The 13,546-nt window shown below is 38.8% G+C and carries 7 protein-coding genes; 4 read left to right on the forward strand and 3 right to left on the reverse strand.

What is annotated here, in order from left to right:
• Positions 1 to 585: 585 nt before the first annotated feature.
• Positions 586 to 1,455, forward strand: coding sequence for a transporter substrate-binding domain-containing protein (locus ACKC4Y_RS08785; protein ID WP_409361348.1), 870 nt, complete (start codon positions 586 to 588; stop codon positions 1,453 to 1,455).
• Between the two features lie 12 nt (positions 1,456 to 1,467).
• On the opposite strand, the gene ACKC4Y_RS08790 is transcribed toward ACKC4Y_RS08785, so the two are convergent.
• Positions 1,468 to 3,000: a YifB family Mg chelatase-like AAA ATPase gene (locus ACKC4Y_RS08790; protein ID WP_409361349.1), complete on the reverse strand. Its 1,533-nt coding sequence runs from the start codon at positions 2,998 to 3,000 to the stop codon at positions 1,468 to 1,470.
• 402 nt (positions 3,001 to 3,402) lie between these two features.
• Between ACKC4Y_RS08790 and ACKC4Y_RS08795 the strand changes: the two genes are divergently transcribed.
• A complete protein-coding gene (locus ACKC4Y_RS08795) occupies positions 3,403 to 5,364 on the forward strand; it encodes an autotransporter assembly complex protein TamA (protein WP_409361350.1) in 1,962 nt (653 codons plus the stop codon).
• The gene (locus tag ACKC4Y_RS08800; protein ID WP_409361351.1) at positions 5,364 to 10,010 is read left to right on the forward strand and encodes a translocation/assembly module TamB domain-containing protein; all 4,647 of its coding nucleotides are present in this window, start codon (positions 5,364 to 5,366) and stop codon (positions 10,008 to 10,010) included. The genes ACKC4Y_RS08795 and ACKC4Y_RS08800 overlap by 1 nt, the downstream gene beginning before the upstream one ends.
• A gap of 19 nt (positions 10,011 to 10,029) precedes the next feature.
• On the opposite strand, the gene ACKC4Y_RS08805 is transcribed toward ACKC4Y_RS08800, so the two are convergent.
• Complete coding sequence (locus ACKC4Y_RS08805) at positions 10,030 to 11,805, reverse strand: ABC transporter ATP-binding protein (RefSeq protein WP_409361352.1); 1,776 nt, start codon at positions 11,803 to 11,805, stop codon at positions 10,030 to 10,032.
• 231 nt (positions 11,806 to 12,036) lie between these two features.
• Positions 12,037 to 12,555: a translation initiation factor IF-3 gene (gene infC, locus ACKC4Y_RS08810; RefSeq protein ID WP_409361353.1), complete on the reverse strand. Its 519-nt coding sequence runs from the start codon at positions 12,553 to 12,555 to the stop codon at positions 12,037 to 12,039.
• 186 nt (positions 12,556 to 12,741) lie between these two features.
• Between infC and ACKC4Y_RS08815 the strand changes: the two genes are divergently transcribed.
• Positions 12,742 to 13,533: an alpha/beta hydrolase gene (locus ACKC4Y_RS08815; protein WP_409361354.1), complete on the forward strand. Its 792-nt coding sequence runs from the start codon at positions 12,742 to 12,744 to the stop codon at positions 13,531 to 13,533.
• Positions 13,534 to 13,546: the final 13 nt, after the last annotated feature.

Here is a 13,546-nt window from a genome sequence, read left to right on the forward strand (position 1 = left end):
TTGTTTGATCTATAATAATTAGTTTTGTAAAAATATGCTGTTCGTTTTTCTTAATCTTGCATAATGCCTAAAAACGGATACGGATGGTTTGTTTCTGCGTCTCATTTGGTGTTGGCAAGCGGAGGATTTTTCTAAAAGTATGGAATGATTTTCAAAATGTATACGGTTTGTAGCTTGTGTGAACAGTAAGATCAGAATGTATTGTTTAAAGAGCGAAATTTTGCGTTTTTTCAGAAGAAAGAAACAAGAGATGTTCTTGATTCAGTGAAGATATTTGAGGGAAAATAAAACTGACGGTAGTACAAAAAACTTTAGTTTTACATTTGTGCTAAAAAACAGCTTTCCTTCAAAAGGGCTTTCTTTTGTACGTTTATTTGATTTAAGAAGATTTATGCCAAAATTCTGATATTGCCGCTGTATTTTGAAACACATAGGAAAATTTTTCAATTTTTTGACAGTTTAAAAATATACCAGCCATTTTTTATTTATGAAAGTACCAGATGTTTCAGTTAAGTGCATTAAATAATATTTGTAACTAAACAATTTACATTTTAACTTTGAGAAATCAGGGGGGGGGGAAAGATTTTGAAAATAAATAAATCTATAGATGTGTTAAATGCTCTTCTGAGAGCTCTATTTATAGTATGGGAACTCCTCTTTTCTTCCCTTGCGAAAGCTGAAACAGCTGGAAAATTACCCTCTTTTTTTGATTCGCATGAGCATTTGCTACCACCTCATACAACAGGTATAACCCGTTTGCGTTTTGTAACAACTTTTGATTTTCCTCCTTTTAACTTTCTTGACAAAACAGGACGCCTTGCAGGCTATAATCTCGATTTATTACGCGCTATTTGCGTAAAATTAAACATTGAAAAATTCTGTGAAGTAGAAGTTGTTCCTTGGGAAGAGCTCGTAGATCATGTGAAAAATGGCGGAGCAGAGGTGATTATCGCTGGTTTAAAAGAAACAATTGAAACGCGTCAAGATCTTGTTTTTACAAAAACTTATTTGCGCTTTCCTGCTCGGTTTGTTGCTTCTCGACCTATGAAGCTTGGGAAGGCAATAAGAGATAAAGTTGTGCATTTAAATAGTGGATTTTTGTTCAAGAGTGCTCATGAAAAGCTATTTCATAGTTATTTTCCTGAAGCTAAAGGGCAAGGATTTAAAGACAGGGCAGAGCTTTATAAAGCGTTACAAGATCATAAAATTGATCTTATTTTCGATGATGGATTTGCTTTATCTTTATGGCTTAATGATCCAAAGTCTGTTGATTGTTGCCATTTTGTTGGAGGTGCGTATATGGCTCCCCAATTGTTAGGAGATGGAATGCGGCTTGCGGTTGCAAAAAAGAATGCAAAATTGGTTGATACACTCAATTATGCTCTGAAATCTCTAGAAGATGATGGCAAACTTGCGGAGCTTTATCTACGTTATTTTCCAGTTAGTTTTTACTGATCAAAACTTTTCTTAAGAAAGCGCTGTTAATCGTTCAGTGCCCAGTCGATAGGAAATGGCTTCTGCGAGATGATGGCGTGAAAGATGGTCGGCTTCGTCGAGATCAGCAATAGTGCGCGCGACCTTGAGAATGCGATGATAGGCACGTGCCGAAAGGTGCATCTTTTCACTCACGTCCCGTAACAGTATGGTTGCATTTTGATCAGGAACAGCAATTTGTTCGATAATCTTAGCAGGGCAATCGCCGTTGGTACGAATATGATCAAGTCCCAGTTTAGCAAAACGTTTGGTTTGAATGGCACGGCACCGTGCAACGCGTTTTGCAATATCACAGCTTTTTTCTGATTGTTCTGGTTGCATAAGGTCCATAGCTGTTAAAGCAGGAACATCAATTCGTAAATCAATTCGGTCAAGCAGAGGACCAGAAATACGCGATTGATAATCAATTTGACAACGGATTCCTTTAGCACAAATATGGTTTTTTTCGCCTGCCATACCACATCGACAAGGGTTCATTGCGGCAATGAGTAGGATACGTGCAGGATAGCTGATATGGTGGTTAGCACGGGCGATAACACATTCCCCGCTCTCTAAAGGTTGACGAAGAGAATCAAGAACTTGTGGAGAAAATTCAGGCAATTCGTCAAGAAATAAAACGCCATTATGTGCAAGTGAGACTTCTCCTGGTCGTGCTTTAAGACCACCACCAATCATTGCTGCCATGGAAGCAGAATGATGCGGGGCACGAAAAGGGCAATGAAATGAAATGGTATTATGGAGTGTTTCTCCTGTGATAGAAGCAATAAGAGAAACATCTAAGAGTTCACGGCTATCAAGAGGCGGCAAAATGGAAGGTAAGCGTTGAGCTAACATAGATTTGCCTGCACCAGGAGGACCTACAAACAAAAGGTTATGTCGTCCAGCAGCACAAACTTCTAATGCACGTTTGGCGGTTTTTTGTCCTTTAATTTCGCAAAGGTCTGGAAGTTCAGTTTGGATTGTATATTGGCGTGGTTGCGGACGTTTTTGTATTTGTATTCCTTTAAAATGATTGACCATGGTAAGAAGAGTCTCAGGTGCGAGAATGTTCATCTCTGCGTTTGCCCATGCCGCTTCAGGTCCGCATGAGTGAGGACAAATAAGCCCTTTATCAAGTGATAAAGCTGTCATTGCGGCTGGTAAAACACCATTGACAGCTGTAAGTGAGCCATCCAGCGATAATTCTCCTAAAATGATGTAATCTTGCGCTACGTCAGAAGGAAGAATTCCCATAGCAAGCATTAAGCCTACGGCAATTGGTAAATCATAATGTGATCCCTCTTTAGGTAAATCAGCTGGCGCAAGATTAATAGTAACTCTTTTGTTTGGCATGGAAAGCCCACAAGCATGAAAAGCTGCTTGTACACGTTCACGGCTTTCTGCAATTGCCTTATCTGGCAACCCAACAATAGCCATCCCTATTTTACCAGAGGAAATCATAACCTGTACATCAACAGGTACTGCTTCTAGACCGCGAAAAGCAACAGTTGTAACACGCGCGATCATTAGTTTGCCCCCCTTTTGACTTAAAAGAAACAATCACATCTGCGTATAAAAATCAAGAAGTGTCCGTATGGTTTTTTGAAGTGAGAGATCTATATACGTGTACAGTCTTTTGTAGTGCAATCATGGATAGTAATTTGCACAAATTTAACCATGATAATATGCGGCTAAATAAAACATTTATAATGCACTAAATGAATATGCTAGGAAAAAGAGGAGCGGGGTTGTTTGCGTTTCACAGCAGTTCAGGATTTTGTGAATATAAGGGAGAGTATAACGGTATGTCTTTAGCAAAAAGTGTTATTTGATGTGAGCAAACTTATGAAATATTGCAAGTAGATATATTTATCTTTTTTGTTTGATGTTATTTATAAAGATGTGAATGTACTAAAGGTATCTGATTTGATGATATGTCGGACACGGATTTTGTTAAAATCAGGACTCATGCGCAGTGTATTTATATGTCTATGCTTTGTTTTTGCTTTTCCGCAGCCGCTTGCAGCATTTGAGCTTTTCGGTATTCCGCTTTTTGGTAAAAAGAAAACAAATTCCTCTTCTGATGTTAATAGTACAGAGAAATTTTATAAAGTTGATGTTATTGCATCACCAGGGGCACCACCAGAGGGTGTTACAATAGTTAAGGCTGTTTCTTCTCTTTTCGCTGATAAAGATAGAGCCTTATCTAGTTCTTCTGGTTTGTTGGCTAAGGCCCGTTCAGATTATCGGGCAATTCTTTCTGCTCTTTATGCTGATGGACGCTATGGTGGTGTTATTAGTATTAAGATTAATGGTTTTGAAGCCTCTGATTTGAGTCCTGTAACTCAACTCCCAAAACAATCCAATATTGTTATTATGATTGATGCTGGTCCGCGATATATTTTTAGTGTTGCCGGTATCGATAAAGTTGCTCCATTCGTAAAATATAAAACCAATAAAATAGGCACGATTGAAGAGTTAGACTATAAAGTTGGGGCTATTGCCAAATCTGAAACCGTTCTTAAAGCAGAAAGATGGGCGATTGAAGGATGGCGCCGACAAGGTTATGCTAAAGCTAAAATTGTCAAAAATGAAGTCGTTGCGGATCACGCTGCACGTCTCATTGATGCGCAGATTGCGGTTGATCCTGGACGAGAGGCTTATTATGGTCCTTTAAGTGTGAGGAATATTAGTAAGAAACCACGTGTCGATTCAGCTTATATCGCATGGATGGCAGGATTAAAACTAGGCCAGAAATACGATTCTGATGCATTAGCCAAAGCGAATGAAAGACTTGCGCGACTTGATGTTTTTCGTGCTGTAAATATACGTGAGGCTGATACAATTAATCCTGATGGTAGTTTGCCGCTTACGCTTGTTCTAGAAGAGCGCAAACCGCGACGGTTTGGTGCTGGTGGCAGTTATTCGACATTAGATGGTGCGGGTTTTGAAGCGTATTGGGTGCATAAAAATCTTTTTGGTCATGCGGAACGTCTTAAGATCGAGACTAAAATAAGCGGTGTCGGCAGTAAGAAGGAGCAATCTTATAATTTCAAGAATTTTGATTATCTTTTTGGAGGTACATTTATAAAGCCTGGTATATTGACTCCTGATACGGACTTCAGAACGGAATTAAAAGTGCAGCAAGATGTCTTAGACAATTACATGACAAAAGCTATCAGAGGAAAATTGGGTATTACGCATATTTTTAATAATGATCTGTCAGGACAGGTTGCTGTAGAAGTTTCTAATGGTTATTCACGTGATGCCTATTTGGGGATTCGTCATTTTACAACAATTGGGTTACCGAGTGGTTTGATTTACGATAGTCGTGATAATAAGTTCAATTCGACAAAAGGTTTGTATGGTGAAGCGGTTGTTGAACCTTTTTATGAAATGCGCTTTAGCAGTTTTGTGACAAAAATGACTGTGGAAGGGCGTTCTTATTGGACACTGGATGAAAAGAATCGTTTTGTTTTTGCAGCACGGGCAAAGCTTGGTACGATTCTTGGAAGTGATGCAGCATATATACCTTCGGATACGCTCTTTTTTTCTGGTGGTGGTGGATCCGTTCGCGGTTACGCGTATCGCAATATTGGTATCAAAACAGAAAATAATGCTGTTGTTGGGGGACGGGCACTTGTTGAGGGTTCAGCAGAATTACGTCTTTCTTTAAATGATAAGATAGGATTTGTCAGTTTTCTTGATGGAGGTCTCGTAGGGGAAAAGGCGCGTTTTGATTTTTCTCAAAAAATTAAATGGGGGGCTGGCATTGGGGGGCGCTATATGACAGGTCTTGGTCCTTTACGCATTGATTTAGCCTTTCCTCTTAAGAGGGAAAAAGGTGATCCTCGCGTTGGTTTTTATGTGGGTATAGGGCAAGCATTTTAATGAAAAAAAGTGTGCGTTTATCGATTTTCTTATTTGGACTTTTTTTTCTTCTGGTGAGCACTTTTGTTTTTACGAAAGGAGCCAAGACAGCTTCTAGCGAAGTTATTATGAATGATCGTTCATGGTTTGTCTCTTTGATAGAGCGCAGACTTTCAGCGCCTAATCGGCAAGTTCGTTTACATAATATGCAGGGGATACTATCTTCTCAAATGTCAATTGATGCCATTACTGTTAGTGATAAAAAGGGCGTTTGGCTTAAAATTACCAATGCTAAAATGGATTGGAACCGTTTAGCGTTGCTTAGGGGGCGCGTGGATATTAACCAGCTTTCGGTAGAACAGATTACGTTTTTACGTAAACCGTATGGCTCTACCCTTATTCCTTCCATTGAATCGGGAAAATTTTCTCTTCCAAAATTACCACTGGCCATTTCTATCAATACGCTTACAGCTAAGCATGTAGCGTTTGAGCAGAGTCTTTTGGGTTTTTCTGCTGATGTATCCTTAAAAGGACATCTGACTTTGGCTCATGGTGACTTTGATGTTGATATAGCAGCGCATCGTTTAGATGGACTAGGTTCTTTTTCTGTTCTCACAAAGATATCCGAGAGTGACCGTACAGCTAAAATTAATATTTCTGCGAATGAACCGCAAAATGGCATTTTGGTTCATGTTTTTAACATTGAAAAGCGTCCTGCACTTAATCTTGCTATTAAAGGTGAAGGTACTTTTGATGATTTAGTTGTAAAGCTTTATTTAGAGGCAGACCATCACCCTATTTTAGATGGCAATGTTGTTTTTGCAAGTGTTTCAGAAGGACATAGTATCTCTACTAAACTGGTAGGTACGCTTGGCTTTTTAATGCCTCCTCAATACAGCAGTCTTTTCGAATCTAATGTTATGCTGGAAGCTAAGGCGAGGATGACAAAAGAGGGCGTAACGCACCTTGATAATATGGTCATTCAGGGAAAAGCCGTGAATGTTGTTGCTAATGCTGAAATAACAGCAGATGGATTTTTACGGCGGCTTTTTGTTGATGGCAAAATGACATTTGATAAGGAAAGTAGATCTACTCATTTATCAGCATCAGAAGCACAAACGCGTGCAGATAATCTTGCTTTAACCATTGACTATGGGCGCGAAGGGCAACAATCTTGGAATGGACGACTTGTTGTGCATCATTTGAACAATCAAAATGTTCATATTCATGATGCAATTTTTGATATGGGGGGGGTGAGTGAAAATCTTGATAATGTAGCTTCTCGTCATGTCGGTATCCAAGTTAATGGAACACTTCAAGGGGTTATAAAGACTAACAACGCATTGGCAAAAGGTTCAAGCCAAACAGTTCATGTGCATTTGGATACAGATATTCTTTCTGGAAAACCGGTTTTGATTCATGATCTTAGTGTTACAGCTCAAGGTTTTTCTGCTTGGTTAAAAGGAAAAATGGATCATTTGATTTTTAAAGGCGATCTTGGTGTAAAAGCGCAAAAATTTGCTCTTTTGGGTTTGTTGAGTGAAAAATTACCTTCTGGTAGCGCAGATATTAAAGCCAAAGGAACGATTGGTTTAATGAGTGGCGCGTTTGATCTTGAATTATCAGGGATAGCTAACAATACGAAAATAGGCGTGGAGCCTTTTGATCGTTTATTGAAAGGTAATCTTACGCTTTCAGGTGGTGTTGCTCGAAATACAACGGGTTTAGTTTTGCGTCGTTTGGATTTGAAAAATCAATATGCAAACATAAAGGCTGATGGACGTTTTTCAAGTGAGAGTGCTAAGATGGACTTGTTTGCTCAAGTATCTGATCTCACTATGGTAGACCCGAGAATAAGTGGTGCACTCACAATCCGAAGTGCTGCCAGAGGGCAAAACAGTCGTATAACGCTTAGCACGCGGGCCCATATTGCTGAAGCCTTTTTAGTGGGCAAAAAACTCCAAAATACAACATTCGTTATCAATACAGTGATGGATAATAGATCGCCAATTACTTCTTTAACTGGTTCTGTAAAAGGTGAAGGAATTTTTGCTAAGAAACCATTGCATGTATCTGCTTCTTTTGAGGAAGAAAAACAGCTTCGAAAACTTCAGAATATTAATATTAAGGGAGGAAACGCTAAGATAACCGGTAATCTTTCTCAAACAATTGAAGGTTTTGTGAAAGGAGCTTTGCATATTGACGCTGACGATATTTCAGTGCTTGCTGCATTATTTTTGCAAGAAGGTGGTGGAAAAGTAAAAGGAGATTTTGTTTTTGACGAACAAAATGGCATACAAAAAGCCAATCTGAAAGCTCACGTCGACCATTTAAGTTTTGCAAAGAATAAAATTAAAAAGTTGGAAGTCAAAGCTGATATATTTGATCCTTTTGGCATAACCCAGCTTGAGGGCTTTATCAATGCAGAGAATGTTCAAACACCTTTGTTGATGGTTAATCGTTTGAAGGCTCACGCCAATGACAAAAATGGGCAAACAGCTTTTACTGTTCAGGCAATGTTGCATGATAATACAAATGTACAGCTCTCTGGTCATATGATTACAATTGGGCTTTCAGAAGGCATAAAACGAGAAATACAGATTGAAACCATGGATGTGAAACACTCTAATCTTCACGCAACATTGCCTAAATCTGCTACGATTATTTTTGATAAAGATGGCATGGTGGTAAGTGAATTAGGGCTTTCAATTAATGGAGGTAAGGTTGTACTTGCGGGTGATTTTTATAATACTCTTAATCTGCATCTTACCATGAATGCTTTTCCTGTTACTGTGGCCAATCTGTGGAAACCTGATCTTGGAGCTGCTGGTACTTTAACAGGGCAGATTATGATTCGCGGTAGTTTGAAAAAACCTGTTGTGACTTATGATATAAAAGGTGAGGGGCTGACAACCGTTGCTCTTCAAGATAAGAAAATAATGCCTTTTGTACTTTCTGCTACAGGTAAAACAGTAGATCAAAATCTTACTTTGAATGGAGATTTAACTGGCGAGGGGTTACAAGCGCAGGTGTATGGGACTGTGCCTTTAAGTAAAAATAAGTTTGATTTACATATAAATTTACAAAATTTTCCTGCGCATCTAGCGAACGGTTTTATAGAAAAACAAGCACTTGGAGGAACGGTGACGGGCAAGGTTGATATTGGTGGAACATTGAAAGATCCATCTGCTCATTTTGAGCTTTCTAGCCAAAACTTAACCGTTACAACACATAAAGGGCTTGCGTCGATAAATATGGCTGCTCGTGGTTCGTATGAAAAATCGACATTGCATCTCGAGCGTATTACAGCGACCGGAGATAGGGAGCTAGATCTCTCCGCAAGCGGGCCTATTTCTCTGAAAGGTTCAAGAGTTGGATTAAACATTAAAGGGTCAATACCCCTTGCTTTTTTGGATCCATTTTTAGCTGAGCGTGGTGCGCATTTAAAGGGGATAGCAAAAATTGATTCTACTTTAAATGGTACTTTATCTCAGCCACAGCTGATGGGAAATCTTTCCATAGTTAATGGTAGCTTTTTCGATTCACAAACGAATTTAGGGTTAAATAATATAACAATTGAAGGCAAGTTGAATGGTAATGATGTTGTTATAGAAAAAGCTTCTGCTACTTCATCTTATGGGGGATCTCTTTCTGCTTCGGGACATATTACAAATGATTTACAGACAGACTTGGTACTTTATCTCGATCACGCCAATTATAATGATGGTTCCATGATTCTTGCAACGTTGTCAGGCAAGATGACAATGAAGGGTTATTTTTTGGGTGACCTTGTTATTGGCGGTGATGTTATCGTTGAAAAAGCAGAAGTTCTTGTTCCAGATCATTTTCAAAATGCAAAATTGCTCGATATTAAAAATAAGAATTTAACCAAACCGATTCAAAAAACACTCGAACGTGCTGATGTTAAAATTACTAACAAAAATCGTGGCATCTCTCGAAAATCGTCACCTATTGTGCTATCAAATATGCGTGTTACGGCGCGCAATCAGTTTTTTGTGCGCGGGCGAGGGTTAGATGCTGAACTGGGAGGACGCATTAACCTAGCAGGTCCATTGAATGATGTGCATCCAGTTGGTGAATTTAGGATGATTCGTGGACGTTTTGATATTCTTTCACAACGTCTTAATTTTGATCAGGGGCAAGCAAGTTTTAGCGGTAATCTTAATCCTACGGTTTATTTCGTGACCAACAATAATAGCGGTGATATTCGCGTCACTGTAACCGTAAGTGGAACGATTGATAACCTTGATGTTCATTTTTCTTCACAACCGAATTTACCACAGGATGAGATTTTAGCACGTTTGATTTTTAATCGTTCTCTTAATGAATTGTCACCATTTCAGATTGCGCAGCTTGCAGCAGCGGCAGCTGAACTTGCAGGAGCTTCTAATACATCCTTGTTGAATGCCTTACGGACTAAAATTGGTCTTGATGATCTTGATGTTATCGTTGATGAAAAAGGTAATACGGGTTTACGTGTTGGACGTTACATACACAATAACATTTACTTAGGTTTTGAAGCGGGGTCAAATGGGACGACGAAAGGAACAATTAATTTGGATATTTCACGTCATCTCAAAGCTAAAGGTGCCATAGGGAATGAAAATAATTCTAGTGTTGGCCTATTTTATGAAAGAGACTATTAAGGAGTAAAATTTTTAAGATTCAATCGCTTAGGACATTTGTTTTTTTGAATTGAATATTATGAAGCTTTTTGTAAAAGCTATTTTCTTTTGCTAGCAGTTCTTTTGGAGTACCTTGTTCAACCATTTGCCCGTTTTGGATGACAACGATTTTATCAGCACGAACAATAGTTGAAAGGCGATGGGCGATAACAATAGTTGTACGCCCTTTGGTGAGGTGATGAAGGGCTTCACTAACTTGAGCTTCGGTGTGTGAGTCCAACGCGCTTGTTGCCTCATCAAGAATTAAGATTTCACTATCATGAAGCATTGCTCTTGCAATGGCTATTCGTTGTTTTTGTCCCCCTGAAAGGTTACTGCCATTATCGCCTATCTGTGTGTCATAACCATTTTGCAACCCCATAATAAAGTCATGAGCATTGGCTGTCTTTGCTGCTTTTATAATGTCGTTGTCACTGGCACCTTCTTTCCCAAGTCCAATATTGTATTTAACAGTTCCTTGAAAGAGAAAAGTATCCTGTCCTACATAGGCCATAAGATTTCGAAGGGAACGAAATGTGATGTAGCGGATGTCTTGACCATTTATCAATATACGTCCCTGTGTGGGATCATAAAGGCGCATAATAAGATTGATAAGGGTTGATTTTCCTGAACCAGAGGGGCCGACCAACGCTGTCATTTTTCTAGGTTCTATTTCTAGATTGATATTTTTCAATACCATCTGTCCATCCGTATATGCAAAAGAAACATGTTCGAAACGAATAGCTCCTTGCGTTTTATCCAGATCTTTAGCTTCTTTATGCTCTCTCAATGTAAGGGGAGTGTCGAGTATTTCATACATTGTACGGATATTGACTAAACCAGATTCGATTTTAACACGTACATTTGCTAACCTTTTTGCAGGTTCGTAGGCGAGAAGTAAAGCGACAATAAAAGACATTAATTCACCTTGAACGCCTGCTCGTTGTTTTGCAAGGTAGCCAGAAAAGCAGATAATACCCGCAATAGCAACGCCAGCGAGTGTTTCCATAATCGGATTTGTAATAGCTTGAAGTTTTGCGATACTATTTGCTTGTTTTTCAACCTCACAAATAGCTTGATTCATGCGTTTTTTCATCAGTTCTTCTAATGAAAAGGCTTTAATGACCCGAATACCAATAGCACTTTCTTGTACAATTTTAATAATTTCACCGAGCGAAAGAAGTTCTTTTTCTACAAGACTACGAACGCGTTTTAATGCCATTCGAACACCAAAAAAAGCCAGTGGACCTACGATTAAGGTAATGCTGATTAACGCAAAATTTTGGATAAACATAACAAGTAACAAACCGCTTACGGAGAGCAAATCACGTACAAAAGTTGTAATAATGGTATCAATGACATTACGGGCCGCTGTGGCGTTATGGGTGACACGGACGAGAAGATCGGATGAAGTGTTATTTTGGTAAAAGGAAACTCCTTGTTCCATAAGGCGTGCATAGATTTTGCGCTGCTGTTCAGCAACGATGCTGTTTCCTGCTTTGCTCAGAAAATAAGTTTGTGCAAAAGTTGCAATCCCTTTGAGAATAAAAATGAAAGCAATGATGCTAGACACCAAAACAATCATACTAAAATTTTTCGCATCAATAATATAATTGACAACATCACGCATCATCCACGCGCTGGCTGCAGTTGTGCAGGAAATGATGATCATTGAAAAAATAGCTATACTGTACCAGCACGCATGTTTATGAAAATTTTCTCTTAAAAGACGAATGATAAGGTGTTTATCAAAAGAAGAAATTTTTTTCTTGACCATGAAGCGCTTCTCTATTTTATCATTGTTTTATGCAAGATTGAGTACTTCTTATTAAAAATGTTTTACCTTTTTGATAAAGAAGCGCTCTCTTGTAGAGAAATTAACGCATACCAACTACCAATTTTAAAAAGCACCGCAACAATCAAATGCGATGCTCTTAACACTACATTCGTAGGCCCATGTTAGGTAAGTCGCGTATTATAGCGTACTCTATTTTATCTCCATGAAAAATTATTTAGGAGCTATCACCATCATCATTTGACGACCTTCGAGTTTTGGCTCAGATTCGATCTTAGCAATTTCACTTGTATCTTCCTTAACGCGCTGAAGAAGTTTCATTCCAAGATCTTGGTGGGCCATTTCACGACCACGAAAACGTAAAGTAACCTTTACTTTATCACCGTTACCAATAAAACGATGAACAGCCCTAAGCTTGACTTCATAATCATGAATATCAACATTTGGACGCATCTTGATTTCTTTGATCTCAATAATTTTCTGTTTTTTGCGTGTTTCAGCCGCCTTCTTTTGGGTCTGATATTTTAGTTTTCCCAAATCGACAATTTTACACACGGGGGGATCTGCATTTGGTACAATCTCAACCAAATCAAGCCCCGCATCTGCAGCCATAGCAAGTGCTTCTTGTGTGGCAACAACTCCTTGATGCTGTCCCTCATCATTGATAAGCTGAACGCAGGGAACCCGAATATCCTGATTTGAACGTGGCCCATCTTTTTGCGTGGGTGTCATTTTAAACGGTCTGCGAATGATTTATGCTCCTTATTCTGATTCATCTACGACATGTTTAATATACAATTATATACGGAAAAACAACTAGAATTCGTTTTATTATTTGATTTATCGCTTTGAGACTTGACTTGGAAGACAGAGTTTTTTCTTTTATAAGTAAAAACCTTTCATAGAGGAAGTGTAAGGATGAATCAAAATAACTTGAGTCAGTTTTTTTCATTTGAAGGTACGGATCTTGCCGTGCGTTATCGCAAAGGTAATTGTTCTCTTGGTTTAGTTTGGCTTCATGGCTATCAATCCGATATGTTGGGAAGTAAAGCGATGTTAGTTGATGATGTTGCTCAGAAGAACAATTTGTCCTGTTTACGTTTTGATTACTCTGGCCATGGAGAGTCTGGGGGTGATTTTTTTCAAGGAACGATTTCACGTTGGGTGCAGGAAAGTTTAGCAATTTTTAAAGCCTATTGTGAAGGACCTCAAATTTTGATTGGTTCTTCTATGGGGGGGTGGATTGCTTTAAGACTTGCTATGATGCTTGCGCAAAAGAATAAGGCAGTTGCTGGTATGATATTAATTGCACCAGCTCCTGATTTTACGCAAACATTAGTGGAACCAGCATTAGGGCCGGAGGAATGGAAAATTTTAGAAGAAAAAGGGTATATTGAACGACCGGCAGTTGGTGATACGGACCCGATGCCTTTTACAAAAGCATTGATTGAAGATGGACGAAACAACTGCGTCATGAAAGGATGCATTGATATTGGCTGTCCAATCCATATTTTACAAGGGATGGAAGATGAGGAAATACCCTATCAACATACATTGACTTTACTTAATCATTTGCCTTTAAATGATGTGACATTAACACTCGTTCGTGATGCAGATCATCGCTTTTCGCGTCCGCAAGATTTGGATTGTTTTCAAACAGTGTTGACATCGTTAATTGATAGGATAAAAGCAGAAGAAAGATCGGTTTGATTTGTTATAGAAG

The sequence above is a fragment of the Bartonella heixiaziensis genome (assembly GCF_046245125.2).
GTDB lineage: Bacteria > Pseudomonadota > Alphaproteobacteria > Rhizobiales > Rhizobiaceae > Bartonella > Bartonella heixiaziensis.

Bases quoted from the DNA above. Each gene is read 5' to 3' on its own strand.
- ACKC4Y_RS08790 (WP_409361349.1), bottom strand. From the start codon at position 3,000: ATGATCGCGCGTGTTACAACTGTTGCTTTTCGCGGTCTAGAAGCAGTA.
- ACKC4Y_RS08815 (WP_409361354.1), top strand. From the start codon at position 12,742: ATGAATCAAAATAACTTGAGTCAGTTTTTTTCATTTGAAGGTACGGAT.
- infC (WP_409361353.1), bottom strand. From the start codon at position 12,555: ATGACACCCACGCAAAAAGATGGGCCACGTTCAAATCAGGATATTCGG.
- ACKC4Y_RS08805 (WP_409361352.1), bottom strand. From the start codon at position 11,805: ATGGTCAAGAAAAAAATTTCTTCTTTTGATAAACACCTTATCATTCGT.
- ACKC4Y_RS08800 (WP_409361351.1), top strand. From the start codon at position 5,364: ATGAAAAAAAGTGTGCGTTTATCGATTTTCTTATTTGGACTTTTTTTT.
- ACKC4Y_RS08795 (WP_409361350.1), top strand. From the start codon at position 3,403: ATGATATGTCGGACACGGATTTTGTTAAAATCAGGACTCATGCGCAGT.